The 14,555-nt window shown below is 66.8% G+C and carries 13 protein-coding genes; 7 read left to right on the forward strand and 6 right to left on the reverse strand.

The window, feature by feature from the left end; all coding sequences use genetic code 11:
• Nucleotides 1-50 precede the first annotated feature (50 nt).
• The 5 genes from EPO41_RS28725 to EPO41_RS28745 all read left to right on the forward strand — a co-directional run bounded on the left by EPO41_RS28725 (nucleotide 51) and on the right by EPO41_RS28745 (nucleotide 4,466).
• The gene (locus EPO41_RS28725) at nucleotides 51-1,577 is read left to right on the forward strand and encodes a serine protease (protein ID WP_296332932.1); all 1,527 of its coding nucleotides are present in this window, start codon (nucleotides 51-53) and stop codon (nucleotides 1,575-1,577) included.
• A gap of 297 nt (nucleotides 1,578-1,874) precedes the next feature.
• The gene (locus EPO41_RS28730) at nucleotides 1,875-2,117 is read left to right on the forward strand and encodes a hypothetical protein (protein ID WP_296332822.1); all 243 of its coding nucleotides are present in this window, start codon (nucleotides 1,875-1,877) and stop codon (nucleotides 2,115-2,117) included.
• Between the two features lie 694 nt (nucleotides 2,118-2,811).
• Nucleotides 2,812-3,393: a YqaA family protein gene (locus EPO41_RS28735; protein ID WP_296332824.1), complete on the forward strand. Its 582-nt coding sequence runs from the start codon at nucleotides 2,812-2,814 to the stop codon at nucleotides 3,391-3,393.
• A gap of 9 nt (nucleotides 3,394-3,402) precedes the next feature.
• Nucleotides 3,403-3,906, forward strand: a complete 504-nt coding sequence (locus tag EPO41_RS28740; protein ID WP_296332826.1) for a disulfide bond formation protein B — start codon at nucleotides 3,403-3,405, stop codon at nucleotides 3,904-3,906.
• Nucleotides 3,903-4,466, forward strand: a complete 564-nt coding sequence (locus EPO41_RS28745) for a demethoxyubiquinone hydroxylase family protein (protein ID WP_296332829.1) — start codon at nucleotides 3,903-3,905, stop codon at nucleotides 4,464-4,466. Before EPO41_RS28740 ends, EPO41_RS28745 begins: the two co-directional genes overlap by 4 nt.
• Before the next feature lie 40 nt (nucleotides 4,467-4,506).
• On the opposite strand, the gene EPO41_RS28750 is transcribed toward EPO41_RS28745, so the two are convergent.
• Together EPO41_RS28750 and EPO41_RS28755 are read right to left on the reverse strand one after the other, a co-directional pair.
• Nucleotides 4,507-5,070: an HNH endonuclease gene (locus EPO41_RS28750; RefSeq protein ID WP_296332832.1), complete on the reverse strand. Its 564-nt coding sequence runs from the start codon at nucleotides 5,068-5,070 to the stop codon at nucleotides 4,507-4,509.
• Between the two features lie 139 nt (nucleotides 5,071-5,209).
• Nucleotides 5,210-6,484, reverse strand: a complete 1,275-nt coding sequence (locus tag EPO41_RS28755) for an MFS transporter (protein ID WP_296332836.1) — start codon at nucleotides 6,482-6,484, stop codon at nucleotides 5,210-5,212.
• A gap of 57 nt (nucleotides 6,485-6,541) precedes the next feature.
• On the opposite strand from EPO41_RS28755, the gene EPO41_RS28760 reads away from it, so the two are divergent.
• Complete coding sequence (locus EPO41_RS28760) at nucleotides 6,542-7,267, forward strand: hypothetical protein (protein ID WP_296332839.1); 726 nt, start codon at nucleotides 6,542-6,544, stop codon at nucleotides 7,265-7,267.
• Nucleotides 7,268-7,295: 28 nt separating this feature from the next.
• Here EPO41_RS28760 and EPO41_RS28765 read toward each other — a convergent pair whose 3' ends face one another.
• The 4 genes from EPO41_RS28765 to EPO41_RS28780 form a co-directional block, all read right to left on the reverse strand.
• Entirely contained in the window at nucleotides 7,296-9,053 is a 1,758-nt protein-coding gene (locus tag EPO41_RS28765) for an adenylate/guanylate cyclase domain-containing protein (protein ID WP_296332841.1), read from the reverse strand.
• Nucleotides 9,050-10,006, reverse strand: a complete 957-nt coding sequence (locus tag EPO41_RS28770; RefSeq protein WP_296332936.1) for an ABC transporter substrate-binding protein — start codon at nucleotides 10,004-10,006, stop codon at nucleotides 9,050-9,052. Before EPO41_RS28770 ends, EPO41_RS28765 begins: the two co-directional genes overlap by 4 nt.
• A 191-nt stretch (nucleotides 10,007-10,197) precedes the next feature.
• Entirely contained in the window at nucleotides 10,198-10,593 is a 396-nt protein-coding gene (locus EPO41_RS28775; protein WP_296332844.1) for a VOC family protein, read from the reverse strand.
• 3 nt (nucleotides 10,594-10,596) lie between these two features.
• Entirely contained in the window at nucleotides 10,597-12,129 is a 1,533-nt protein-coding gene (locus tag EPO41_RS28780) for a hypothetical protein (protein ID WP_296332846.1), read from the reverse strand.
• Between the two features lie 200 nt (nucleotides 12,130-12,329).
• Between EPO41_RS28780 and selD the strand changes: the two genes are divergently transcribed.
• Nucleotides 12,330-14,555 carry a selenide, water dikinase SelD gene (gene selD, locus EPO41_RS28785; RefSeq protein ID WP_296332848.1) on the forward strand — a complete coding sequence of 742 codons (2,226 nt, stop codon included), beginning with the start codon at nucleotides 12,330-12,332 and terminating at the stop codon, nucleotides 14,553-14,555.

The raw sequence follows: 14,555 nt of genomic DNA on the forward strand, positions 1-14,555 counted from the left end.
GAGCGGTCGACTTTGCCTCGTCCCCTGGTGGTGATAGCATTCTTCGATTGATGACCATCGTGGGGAAGCCGTCGCCGGCATGCTTCGTGGCTTCTTCGTTTCATAGGTGCTTCCGCGTCGCGACCGTTGCGATCGCCCTGTTCCTGTTGGGTCATCCGTCTGCACAAGCCCAGAACGCGCAGACGCAGGGCGGCGTCTTCCAACACAAATGGTCGAGCCCCATTCCTCCGGACGCCATCACGACGACGGATGTCGAGAATGCGCTCGTCTGGACACGCCACCTCGGTGCCGCGGTGGATGGCGATGCTGGTCCGTACCTTCGACGGGCCATCTCGGGATGGCAGACATCAAAGGGCTTTCAGGCCACGGGAACGCTGACCGCCTCGCAGAAAATGGATCTGGTGAGAGAAGGCCTCAAAGCACGGGATACCCATGGCTGGGCCTTGATGATTGACGACGCCATCGGCTTCTCGGTCGGCATACCGACGAAGTTCTCCACCCCGCAGCCTCCGACCAGGTCCCAGGGCGATTGGTGGTACGAGGCGTCGGGCGCCTTCGGCCACACCGTGACGGTCATCCCCCGCAAGGCGGCATGCGCGTCGATGGACGAGATGTTCAATGCCCTGCTTTCCATTTCGGCACCCGATCGGGAGGTCACCTACCAGGCGCGCAAGGACGACTGGTTCGTGATCGCCGGGCGACGCGGCGAGCACCGTTTCTACACACGGGCACAGTGCCGCGATCAGGCGATCGTCAGGGTCATCATGAGTGTGCATGCCTCGCAAGCCGAGGCTCTCGGGTTCATGTTCGTGGCCGTTGCCAACAGTCTTTCCCTGAAGCCGACCCTGAATGCCCAGGCACAGCCATCCCCCCGGATCGTCTTCCCGCCGCCTCCTCCCGGCTACGCCGCGGCGGCGACCAGGCCATACCCATCGCCGCCTTTGACGCCGCAGATTCCCGAGCCCGAGCCGGCAACTTCGCGCGCGCCGACCGGTGCGGTCGACAAGGCCGGCAAGACGGCCTCGATCCGACTGACGCTCTTCGACGGGATCGAATTGAAGCCCCGCGAAGTCTTCGAGCGCGCTTCCGAGACGGTGTACGTCGTGCGTACCGGGCAAAAACAGGGCTCAGCCGTGGCCATCAGCGACCGCGAGGTGGTGACGAACTGTCATGTGCTGGACTCGAACCTGCGCGCGGTCCTGGAACGGGACGGGCGAAAGCAGAATGCGACCCTGACGTCGGCGAACCCGAAGGCGGATCGCTGCATCCTCACCAGCGAAGCTCCCCTTCCCAAGTGGGTCCGGGTTCGTCCCTATGCCGACATCAAGGTCGGGGAGAGAGCCTTCTCCATCGGCGCGCCCCAAGGTCTCGAATTGACCATTGCCGAAGGCATCGTCTCGGCCAAGCGAGTGATCGACGGCGAACGGCTGCTGCAGACGTCCGCCCCCATCTCGAGGGGTTCCTCCGGCGGCGGCCTGTTCGATGCGCAGGGCCAGCTCATCGGCATTACGACCTGGATGCGCAAGGATGCGCAAAACCTGAACTTCGCAATCGCGGCCGAGGAATTCGCCAGATAAGCGATGCCTGCAGCAGGCCTTTGGCCTCATCTCCGTGCGTGTAGTCGAAGTCAGACGACTGTGCCGTGCTGTGTCCTCAGTGGAGCGGTGGCCACTCTGTCGAGTGTCCAAGCGAATGCGACAGCGAAATCAGGGCCCCCGCAATGCGCACAGCGGCCGACCCTCGTTGCAGACCGGCAGAAGTACCCCCCTTCCAGGGGCTCCTCCAGCCAGACGGTGATGCCGCTATATCCCCTTTATGCAGATCACGACAGAAGCACATGGAAATCATATGGGGCAATGGCCAATCATTGCCTCATGACATTGTTGCAGGCACGTATTTGGTCCGGCTTCGTCACGTCGATGGGTGTGATCGGCTTCGTGGGCCTGCTTGTCGCCAGCGGCCTGCTGCCGGACGAAGCGACGTTCTTGCGGACTGTGGCGTTTGCCTGGTTCCTCGCGTTCGGCATTGCCGGAATTGCCGTGAGGCACCGCACCAAACGTTCGGGGCGGAAAATGGAAAGGCCTGCGAAGCGTTCGATCAAACCCCAGCCTCGATGACTGCCGCGTCGCGCGTTCGAGGCTCACGCCTCGAGTCTCTGGCAAGCCTCGACGAGAGGCGAGACCGCCTTTCTGAGGTCAGGATGGCATGAAGGATGTATTCCTCACCGCGGGCGAGGACGGTGGGACAGGCCTCGGACCGATTTTAATGCCGCGACTATGTGCGACCGATGCCGACCGTCTCGAATTCATATGCCGTCCGGCTTAGGAACGAGTGTCCAGTGACCGCCGAGAGGGTGCCTCATGGCGAATGCAAAGGGCGCCAACGTATGTCGATCGTTCCGTGCTGGTCCAAAGCCTTGGCGCTTGCCACGGTCCTGCTTTGTGGTAGCCCGATTGTGATGGCTCCTGCCGGAGCCGAGCCTGCGGAAAGGCCCGCGGCACGGCCGGAAAAGCCAGGCGAACGCCCGCGGATGGCGCCGCCCTCGGGTGCTCCGTTGGTCGATCTTGCAAGCGGCTCGCGGCCTCTTGGACCGCTGTGCCGGATCTATTTCGGGTGCCCGCCGTCGCCTGCGCGGCGGCCGGCATTGCTCGACGGTGACCTTCAATAGTTAAGTCAAAACTGCAGGAGGCCCGTCGCATCGGCCCCGGTTAACGCGTCCTGTGTAGCCCGTATGTCTCGCCGAAGCTGTCGCCTGACATGCCGGGAAAGGTCCCTCGCTTCGACTTGGGCGACACGCTAAGAACGGCGCACATGATCCGTCGCCTCTACGATTGGGTGATCCGCCTCGCCCAACACAAGAATGCCATCCCCGCCATGGGCGTGATCTCCTTCATGGAGAGCTCGTTCTTCCCCATCCCGCCGGACGTGATGCTGGTGCCGATGGTGCTGGCCAACCGAGACAAGGCGTTCAGGATCGCCCTTGTCTGCACCGTCTGCTCCGTGCTGGGCGGCCTGTTCGGCTACGCCATCGGCTACTATTTCTTCGAGACGCTCGGCGCCTGGGTGGTGAAGACCTACGGGCTGCAGGCCGGCCTTGCCGCCTTCCGCGCCGGGTTCGAGGAGTACGGGATCTGGATCATCCTGATCAAAGGCCTGACGCCGATCCCCTATAAGCTGGTAACGATTGCTTCAGGCGCCGCGCATTTCGACCTCTTCACATTCGTGTGGGCGTCCATCGTGACGCGTGGCCTGCGCTTCTTCCTCGTGGCAGCCTTGCTCTGGAAGTTCGGCGAGCCGATCCGGGCCTTCATCGAGAAGCGCCTGACCCTGCTCACCTGGATCTTCCTGTTCGCCCTGATCGGCGGCTTCGTCGTCGTCCGCTATCTCTTCTAGGATCGCTCCATGGCTGCCACGCAGCGCCTCCCTCTCCCCAGCCAGCTCGGCCTGATCGCCCTGCTCGGCAGCGGCGTCATGATCGGCGGCGCCCTCTTCTTCCAGTATGCGATGGGCTTCCCGCCCTGCGAGATGTGCCACTGGCAGCGTTGGCCGCACATCGCGGCCATGGTCGCGGGCCTTGCAGCGTTCGCCTCGTCGAGCCGGCCCCGTCTCGCCACAACCTTCGTGGTGGTCGCCATCGCGGCCATCGCCGTCAGCTCGGCCATCGGGATCTTCCATGCCGGCGTCGAGTATCGCTGGTGGGCCGGCCCGCAATCCTGCACCGGCACCGTGCCGACGGGTCTCTCGCCCGAAGAGCTGAAGAAGTACCTGTTCGGCGCCAAGATGGTCCGTTGCGATGCGGTCGTGTGGTCGCTGTTCGGGATCTCGATGGCCGGCTGGAATGCGATCCTGTCGGCGATCCTTGCGGGCGGCCTCGCCTCGTCCCTCTCCCGGATGGCAAAGCGATGAAGACCGGCGACAACCGCAATCCCGGCGATCCCGATGCCCGCGAACTGATCGAGCGCACGATCCGCGTCGACCAGGCCGGCGAGTTCGGCGCCGTGCGCATCTACGAGGGCCAGCTGGCGGCGCTGCGCTGGACCGGCCGCTCCAACAGCGAGACCGGCCGCCGGATCCAGCACATGGCGGCCCAGGAGCGCGAACACAACAAGGCGTTCGACCGGCTGCTGGTCGAGCGCCGCGTTCGGCCGACGGTTCTCTCGCCGCTCTGGCACGTCGCGGGCTTCGCCCTGGGCGCGGCGACCGCGTTGATGGGCGACAAGGCGGCGATGGCCTGCACCGTCGCCGTCGAGGAGACGATCGAAGAGCATTACGCGAGCCAGGCCGCCAGGCTCGGCAACGACGAGGCGGAGCTGCGCACGACGGTCGAAAAGTTCCGCGCCGAGGAGATCGAGCATCGCGACACGGCGCTGGCTGCGGGCGCCGAGCAGGCGGTGGGCTACGAAGCGCTGTCGGCCGTGATCAAGACCGGCTCTCGACTGGCCATCTGGCTTTCGACGCGGATCTGAATCAAGGGAGTGCGCAACCGGAGTTGCGCGCTCCAGCGACTTAGCCCTGATCGAGCTCGGAATCCCAGTACAGGAAGTCGCGCCAGCTCTCGTGCAGATAGCCCGGCGGAAACGCGCGGCCATGTTCCTGCAGCAACTGCGTCGAGGGTTCGACGGGCGCAGATCGCAGAATCAGGCCGCTTTCCTTGAGCAGCATGTTGCCCTTCTGCAGATTGCAGGGGCTGCAGGCGGTGACGACGTTCTGCCAGCTTGTGCGGCCGCCGCGTGACTTCGGGACCACGTGGTCGAAGGTGAGTTCGTTGGTCGCGAAATCGCCGTTGCAGTACTGACAGGTGAAGCGGTCGCGCAGGAAGACGTTGAACCGGGTGAAGGCCGGCCGGCGTGCCGCCGGGACGTATTCCTTCAACGCGATGACGCTGGGCAGCCGCATCTCGAAGGTCGGGCTGTGGATCGTGCGCTCGTACTGGGAGACGACGCTGACGCGGTCGAGGAAGACCGCCTTTACGGCATCCTGCCAAGACCAGACGGACAGGGGGAAATACGACAGGGGCCGAAAATCGGCGTTGAGCACCAGCGCGTGGCAGGACTCAAGGCCGGGCGTCACGGCTAGGCCCGCCGCCGCCGCAGGGTGGGACTACTCGGAAAATCGATGCGGTCCAACATGCCGGCCATAGTGGCCGGACTCGTGGGGAAACACAATATGCGGGAGCCGCCGTCACCGACATGTCATGAGGCGCGGCTTCCTAGCGACTGAGACGCTCCCGCGCGCCGGCTTCGGAACCCAAGGTTGCGGCGGCCGTCACCAGCGCCAGCACCGAGAGCACCATGACCGCGGCATAGCCGCCGGTGAGGTCGTGCAGCACGCCGCCGATCCAGGCGCCCAGAAAGCCACCCAGCCCCATGCCGATGGCGATCAGCCCGTAGATGCGGCCGAAATGCGCGCCGCGATAGCGCAAGGTCGCAAGCGTCGAGATCATCGGCCCGCGCGACCCCATGCTGCCGCCGAACAACAGCACGAAGGTCCACAGCCAGAAATCATCGCCCGGCCCGCGCACCATCGCCAGCGCCCCGACCCCGGCGATGGAGCAGACATAGGCCAGGATCGCGGCCAGCCGGCGACCGCCGCGATCGGCCAGCCACGAGAAGCCGATCATGCCGAGCGGCGTCAGGAAACCCGCGACCGCCATGGCTCGTGCCGCATAGGGACCGTCCATGCCGCGCTCGAGCAGATAGACCATGGTCTGCGGCATCAGCGCGAAGATACCGATCGAGGTCAGCGCGAACGACGAGGTGAGCGCCCAGAACGGCCAGTCGCGCAGCGCCTCGCGCACCGTGATCCCCGGCGCCGCCGTCTCGCGCAAGCGCGCGAGGCCCGGCGCCCCGCGCTCAATCGTCTTCCACGGCAGCACCAGCAGGAGCGGAATGAAGACTGCGCTCACGCCGGAGAAGACAAGATAGGCATGGCGCCAGCCCTCGGTCTCGATGAGATACTGCGCCGCCGGAAACGTCGCCATCGCGCCGACACCCGACGCGGACCAGGACACGGCGAGCGGTACGCCGAGGCGATTGGCGGGGAACCAGCGCGCGATCAGCGACGAGGACAGGATCCCGGAGAGCGATGCCGCACCGAACCCCATCATCAGCCCGAGCGACAGATAGAGGTGCCAGAGATGGCTCGCCTGCGAGGCGACGGCGGTGCTGGCCGCCGCTGCGATCACGCCGACCACGGTCAGGGTGCGCAGTCCGAAACGATCGAGGATCCAACCGGTGATCGGCGCGGCGGTGCCGCCGACCAGCAGCGCGAAACTGTAGATCAGCGTGACCGAGCCGCGATTGGCATCGAAGGCATGCTGGAGCGCCGGCACGAAGACGAGGAAGGTGTCGCTGATCGAGCGACTGGCCACGCCGAGCGCAAAACACAGCGCCACGAGCGCCCACGGCAAAGCCGATCCCATCGCCTCAACCTCGACGAGCGCGGCATCCGATGCAAGACGATAGACGGCCCGGCAGGCTTGCATTCTCCGCATGCGCGCGGCAGCTTCGGCGCCCGAATTTCCACGCTGCGAGGGCCCACGGTGGACGACACGCTCATCATCCCGGTCGGCTTCAACGGCCCGCGCCTCTCGGGCAATGGCGGCTATGTCGCCGGCCTGCTGGCCGAACGCTATGCCAGGGCCTTCGGCGGCAACAGCGCCGTCGAGATCACTTTGCGCGCGCCGATTCCCATCGAGACGAAGATGCGCCTCATGCGCGAGGACGCGGTGCTGCTGATGCGCGACGGAAACACGCTGGTCTGCGAAGCGCGCGCCGGCAGAGTCGACCATCTCGATCCGCCGAAACCGCCATCGGACTGGAACGCGGTGATGCAGCAGGACGCGGTCGGCGGCTGCGGCGAGGGCAGCGACTTCCAATGGTGCCTCGTCTGCGGCCGCAGTCGCGGCGTCGGCGATGGCCTCCGCGTGTTCGGCGGCCACTCAGGAAACGGCACTTCCCTCTCCTGCTACGTGCCGCATGCGAACCACGCCGACAGTGACGGCCGCATCCGGCCGGAGTTCATCTGGGGCACGCTCGACTGCCCGGGCGCCTGGGCCGTTCAGGATCCCGGGGACATGCGCCCCGCCCTGACCGGCCGCATGACCGCGAAGGTGCTCGACGCTCCGCGAGTAGGCGAACGCTGTGCGGTCGTCGGCTGGCGCATCGGCGCCGAAGGGCGAAAGCTCTATTCGGGTACGGCGCTCTATACCGAATCAGGCCGCCTCTGCGCCATCGGACATTGCACCTGGATCGTGTTGAAGGAGTAGTCCTCCGGGGCTCACTCGCCGCCGCGTCTCAATTCAGCGCCGCACCGCGCGCCACGTCGACGACGAACACCGGCACGGGCCGGTCGAAGCCCTTCATCATCCGTGAATCCTTCTGGGCCAGAGGGACCCGAGTGCCGATTGCAGCCGCGGCCACCAGGTCGACGAGGATCTCCGAGTCCGCCGCACTGGAGCAGAGGCGGGAGGCAAGGTTCACGACGTTGCCGATGGCGGTGTAGTTGAGGCGGCCGCCCGAGCCGATCCGCCCGACCGTCGCGGGCCCCATCGCCAGGCCGATGCCGAAGCCCAGTTCGGGGTGGAGTTTCCGCCATTCCACCAAGAGCTTCTGCACGTTCGCCTGCATGTCGATCGCCATCTCGGTGGCGCGAAGCTCTGGGTCCGTGCACGGCACCGGCGCGTTGAGCAGCACCATCACGCCGTCGCCGAAGAAGTTTACCAGTGTCGCCCCGTGCGCGCTGACCACCCGCTCGAGCGCGTCATAGTATTCGCGCAGCATGTCGATGATTTCCTCGGGCTCGGCGTTGGCCGAGAACGAGGTGAAGCCGCGGATATCGCAGAACAGCACCGCCACCTCGACCCGCCGCCCGTCGAGGACGCGCTCGTCGCCGGTGCGATCGATCAATTCGGCGATCTGCGGCGCGAGGAAGCGCTTCAGCCTAGCGATGCGCTCGGAGCGCTCGCGCGAGACTGCCAGCTCTCCCGCCATCTCGTTGAACCGCGTCGCCAGCCGCTCGAACTCGTCGCTGGTCGGGAGGCTGATCCGGTGATCGAACTGGCCGGCGCCGATACGGGCGACGCCGTCCTCCAGCACGCGGATCGGCTCGACCATGCGCTGCGACAGCCACGAGGCGAGCGCGGCCGCGATCAGCCCGCCGGCGACCAGGAGGAAGCCGAGACGCCAGAGCGCAGCGTAGATCGGTGCATAGGCCTCGGCGATCGGCTGCTTGACGACCACCTGCCAGTCCACGCCGGGGACCTGGGCCATGGCCGCGATGACCGTCTTGCCGGTGATGTCCCGGCCGGCCGCCGCCTGTCCGGGCGCGCGGGCCTGGATCGCAGCGCGCAGAGCCTGGAGCGGTGCTTGCGCAGCCTGGTCGGCGCGCAGCACCAGGCTGATGTCGGGATGGGCCACCAGGCGCCCGGGCTCGTCGAGGACGAACGCCTCACCCGTGCGCCCAACGCGAATGCCGGAGACGACCTCCCAGATGAACTTGAGGTTGACCTCGGCCACGGCCACGCCGACGGCGGCACGGTTGCCCGCCACCGCGATGGTCATGAACGGCTCGGAGTCGTTCTGGAACGTCACGGGACCGAACCAGACGCGATCGGCGCGCGCACCCGTCACCGGGGCGGTCGCGGAGCGGTCCTCGCCGGCCTCGACCCGGTTGAGGCCGATGCGCGACACGAACAGGCGCTCGCGGCCGGTGCCGTCGACCAGGGCCAGGCTTTCGACGGCTGGCGCCTGGCGCAGAAGGCGCATCGCGTCGAGCATCCGCCTGTCGCCGGCATTGTCGGTCCACGGCAGCTGCACGGTCCAACTCAGCTGATCCTGTATGCCCTCGATGAAGTCGTGGATCTTCACAGCGGCCAGGCGGGCTTCGGCGTCGAGAAGCTCGTTCAGCCGGGCGCGCTGGTCGTGATAGCCGAACCAGGCCTCGCCGGCACCCGCGATCATCAGCGGCGCCACGACGGCCGCGAACAGCGCGCGGAAATATTTCCAGAAGAGCGACCGGTGCTTCGTAGGCGCCCCGGCCGGCTGGAAGGTCATTCGATCACCCGATCGGCGCTGCCGAGGATCGAGGGCGGGAAGGAGATGCCGAGATTGTCGGCGGCCTTCAGATTGATGAACAACTCGACCCGCGTGACCCGCTGCACCGGCAGCTCGGCGGGCTTCTCGCCCTTGAGGATACGGCCGGCGTAAATGCCGGTTTGGCGATGCGACTGGCTGAAATCGCCGCCGTAGCTCATCAGGCCGCCGGCCAGCGGGAAGTCGCGCGACTGGGTCATCGACGGCACGGCATGACGCACCGAGAGCGCGGCTAGCTGCGGGCTGCGATAGGCGAAATAAGGATCGGAACTGAAGACCAGCCCGCCCGCCCCGCTGTCGCGCACCGCGGTGAACATGCCGGGAAACTCCTGCTCCTGGCTGCCGTACAGCACGACCAGCTCGACGCCGAGCGCATCGGCCGCCGCCTGCAGGTTCTTGAGCTGCGCACCCGAGGTTGGACTCGTCGGGTTCATTGCAACGGCGAACTTCCCGGTTGCGGGCCGCAGCTCCCGCATGAACTCCAGCCGCTTGCGCGAGACCTCGACGCTGAGGCTCGACACGCCGGTGAGGTTGCCGCCCGGTCGCGACAGACTCGTAACGACGCCCAGTGCAATAGGATCGCCGCCCATTTCGAAGACGATGGGAATGGTCGAGGTCGCGGCCTTGGCCGCCAGCGCGACCTCGGCGCCGCCGGCCGCCACGATCACGTTGATGTTCCTCGCCGCCAGTTCCCTCGCTAGCGCCGGCAGGCGGCTGTATTGGCCTTCTGCCCACTTGTACTCGATGGCGACGTTGCGTCCCTCGATGTAGCCCGCTTCCGCCAGCCCCTGCCGGAAGGCTTCGAGACGGCTGCGGTAACGTTCCTGCGTCTCGGAACCGAGATAGCCGATGACGGGCATGGACTGGGCCCGCGCGGAGACGGTCCAGCCCGCGACGCCGCCGAGCAGCGCCATCGCGATGCGCCGGTTCAATCCCGTTCCGCCTTCACCACCAAGGTGCCTGACCCGCACGGTCGTCTCCCCGTCAACGTCGCGCCGTCACCCGGAAACGATAGCGCCGCGACCGGACTTCGGAAAGCAGCCCAATCGCGTAAAGAGGCGCAGAAATCAAGCGGTGTTCTACCGGCCGACGCTGCCCGTAGACGTCAGGCGCCCTCGCGCTCCTCCCAAGCGTAGTCGTAGAAAACGCGGATGAAGTTGCCGTCGAGGTCCTCGGCGAAGAATTCGTAGAGCTTGGCATCGGGATGCGCCGCCGGTGGACCGGATAGCCTCGCGCCGACGACTTGCCATTCGCGATGAAGCTCGTCGATCTCCTCCCGGCCATCGAGGTTCAGCCACAGCAAGATCGGACCACGCACGCCGAGCGGCGCCCGAAACTGTTCGTTCGACAAGAACATGCGCGTGGCGCCCCGCGAGACGCAAGCGAGGCCGATCCCGTCCGCCGACCAGTCGATGTTGAAGCCCAGGCGATCGCGATAATAGGCGAGCGCGGTAGCGAGATCCGCGACAGGAACGTCGGGACACATCGCCGGGAACTTCACGGATCAGCGCTCCCGCACGAAGATCACGGCCGCCTCATCGGCATAGGCCTGGCGCCAGCCCGGAAGGCGGGCGAGCAAACGATTGGCCGGCTGGTCGGGCGGCATGAAGGTCCAGTCGATGCGGTTGCGCTCGAGCAGCTGCTCCAGCGATTCGCCGCCGCGCAGGCCAATCGTGTCGGCATAGCGCCGGATGAAGGCGCGGCCGTAGAGCTCGCCCCTGCCGTCGATGAAGGTCGGCACGCCGGCATGGATGAGATAGCCGCCGAAGACATAGTGGTTGAGCACGCGGCCGCCGATCCCCGCCTGCTTCACATAGGCCATCGCGGTCGAGGGCATGGTCGAGAGCGGCGGCACGATGCCGGCGTAGCGCACGAGGCCCAGCGCGATCAGCGCGCAGCAGGCGACGCCCACGACGACGGCGGCGCGCCCGGCAGGCAGCGCCAGCGCGGCCGCCTGCCCGGCGAGCGAACCGTCGCGGCCGACAGCGGAGTCGGGCCGCAGCGCCGGCCACTGACGTGCCAGCAGCGGCGCCAGCGCCAGCGGCGCGAGCATGGCCAGCAGCTCGGCATTGAAGGCATAGCGCAGATAGAGGTGCAGCAGGCCGAGCACGATCAGGAGCCGCAGCAACGGCAGCTTCAGCCCGCGCGACAGCGCGGCATAGAGCGCGATCAGGAGCACCAGCTCCTGCAGCGGCGCCTTCTGGAAGTCTGGCGACTTCCATTCCGCGATGAAGGCCAGCGTGTCGTCGAGGGCGAAGATGCGCAGCGTCACCCAGATCGATTCGGGTCCGTAGGGCGTGATGCAGGCCGCGAGGAACGAGGCCACGCCGAACTTCGCCCAGCCGGACAACAAGGCCTTGCGCTCCGCGGCACCGCGCGCGCCGACCACCGCCTCGACCGCAAAGGCGACGCCCAGCAGCAAGCCCATGATGAAGCTGCCATGCAGGTTGGCCCACAGCAGCATGACGAGCAGCAGCAGCGGCGCGGGCGCGCGTCTCTCCTCGACGGCGCGCACCAGGCCAGCCATCCAGAGCAGCATGAACGGAAAGGCGAGCACGGCCGGCCGCGCGAGGAAGTGCGGCAGGATCATCGCGATGGCGGCCAGCACGAAAACCGCGGCCGGCAAGGGCCGCAGATCGCGCAGCAGGAGCCGCAGCATCAGCGCGAAGGAGGCGGTGAGCGCGCCCGCGGCCAGCACGGTGACGCCGCCCCAGCCGCCGAGCCTGAACGCGACCGCCATCAGGAGCTGCGACAGCCATTCCTTGGCGATCCAGGGCTGGCCCGCGAAGGAGAAGGAGAACGGATCGACCGTCGGCACGGTGCCCTTGGCCAGCATCCAGTTGCCGACGGCGATGTGCCAGTGTGTGTCGGGATCGGCCAGCAGCGGCAGTCCGCTGCCGTTGGCGAGGCAGATGAAGAGGAGCAGACCCAGCACCAGGGGCCAGGACAGCGACCAGGCCGAACGCGGCTCAGCCGCGACTCTCGACTCGTCCTCGGGAAAATCAGGGGAAACCGTGAGGCCGGAAGTGACGGCCATGCGGGGGTGGCTCCGAAATCAGGGGAACAAGCACCCCTAATCAATTGATATACATTACAGTTTCCCCAAATACCACTAATAGATCACGGAGCGCGGGCGCCGGGGCCTTCTTTAGATTCGTTCGTTTCGTTTATTTCGTCTGTTGCGTTTGCTCATCAGTAATCCGGCTTTTTCTCCCGCGTCCTGCTAAAGGAAAGACGATGAAAGCGGCGCCCCTCCTCAAGGATCTCGTGCTCGTGGGCGGCGGCCATTCGCACGTCCATGTCGTGAAGAGCTTCGGCATGAAGCCGATGCCGGGTGTCCGGCTCACCCTGATCGGGCGGGACATCGAGACACCCTACTCCGGCATGATCCCGGGCTTCGTGGCCGGCGCCTACTCCTTCGACGAATGCCACATCGATCTCGCTCGGCTCTGTGCCTGGACCGGCGCGCGATTGATTCATGCCGAGGCGATCGGACTCGATCGCGCGAACCGGCAGGTGCTGCTGAAGGATCGGCCGCCGGTCTCCTACGATCTCGTGTCGCTCGACGTCGGCTCCTCGCCCAGCATGGACCAGATTCCCGGCGCGGCCGAGCATGCGACGCCGGTCAAGCCCATCGCCGAACTCGGCCGCCGCTGGCTGGGCTTCCTCGAAAGGGTGAAGGATTGGCAAGGCGCGTTGCGCATCACGGTGATCGGCGGCGGCGCGGGCGGCGTCGAGCTGGCATTGGCCATCGACCATCGACTGCGTACCGTCGCGCGCAACGCCGAGGTCTCCGTCACGCTCGCGACCAAGGGCGAGATCCTGTCGGGGCAGGCGGCGGCCGCGCGGCGGCGCATGCGCGCGATCTTCGAGCGCCGCGGCGTGCGGCTGCTGGAGAACGCCGCCACGACTCGTATCGACGCCGATGCGGTGCATCTCGAGTCGGGCGAACGGCTGCCGGTCGACGACGTGTTCGTGGTGACGCAGGCCAGTGCGGCCGCATGGTTCGCCGGGACCGGCCTGCCGCTCGATGAGCGCGGCTTCTTCGCCGTGGAGCCGACCCTCGCCTCGAAGGGCGATCCACTGGTGTTCGCCGCCGGCGATTGCGCGAGCGTGACCGAACATCCGCGTCCCAAGGCTGGCGTCTTCGCGGTGCGACACGGTCCGCCACTCGCCGCCAACCTGCGTCGCGCGTTGCTGGGACAGGCGCTGCAGCCCTTCACGCCGCAGCACCGCTATCTCTCGATCCTGGGCAGCGGTGACGGGCACGCGGTGGCGACGCGCGGCGCGTGGGCCGTCGAAGGGACGTGGGTGTGGCGCTGGAAGGACCATATCGACCGCAAGTGGATGCGCATGTATCGCGAGCCGCCGGCGGAGCCGATGGACACGGCCGCACGGGCAGCACCGCCCGATCCGGCGCTGGCCGATGCCGAAGCGAGACGCCTGCTGACCGACATCGGCATGCGCTGCGGCGGTTGCGGCGCCAAGGTGGGGGCCGGCGTGCTCGATCGCGTGCTGGCGCGCCTCGGTCCTTCGCCCGCCGCGAACGTCACGATCGGCCTCGATGCGCCCGATGACGCCGCGATGATCGAGGTGCCACCGGGCCAGGCGCTGGTGCAATCGGTCGATTTCTTCCGCACCTTCATCGACGATCCCTTCGCCTTCGGCGAAATCGCCGCCGTGCATGCGCTGGGCGACGTCTGGGCGATGGGTGCCAGACCGCACAGCGCGCTCGCGCTGGCGGTCGTGCCGGCGGCGGCCGAGCGGCTGATGGAGGAAGACCTGTTCCAGATGCTGTCGGGCGCGCGACGCATCCTGGACGGTGCGGGCTGCGCGCTGATCGGCGGCCATTCCGGCGAAGGCCCGGAGACGGCGCTGGGATTCTCGGTGAATGGCCTCGTCGTCACGTCACAAGCCTTGCGCAAGGGTGGGCTGAAACCGGGCGACAGGCTGGTGCTGACGAAGCCGCTCGGCACCGGTGTGATCTTCGCCGCCGCGATGCGCGGCATGGCGAAGGCAGGCTGGATCGAAAGCGCCCTCGTCTCGATGCGCATGCCATCGGGCGATGCTGCACGTGCGTTGGTGGTGGCGGGCGCGCATGCCTGCACCGACGTGACGGGCTTCGGCCTCGCCGGCCATCTCAGCGAGATGATACGCGCCAGCGGCAACGTCATGGTCGAGTTGCATCTCGACTCGCTGCCGGTGTTGCCGGGAGCCCTCGAACTGTTCGCGCGAGGCTATGCGAGCTCGTTGCAGCCTGCGAATCTGCGCGCGCGTCATCTCATCGATGGTCTCGATCGCGCGCAGGGTCATGCGAAGATTCCTCTGCTGTTCGATCCGCAAACCGCGGGAGGATTGCTCGCCGCAGTACCCGCCGGTGCCGAACTCAGCGACCACATGACTCACATCGGCACGATAAAATCACGCGAAGAATACGTGACAGAGATAAGACTCGTGATCTAG

This window comes from Reyranella sp., assembly GCF_004297265.1.
Classification (GTDB): domain Bacteria; phylum Pseudomonadota; class Alphaproteobacteria; order Reyranellales; family Reyranellaceae; genus Reyranella.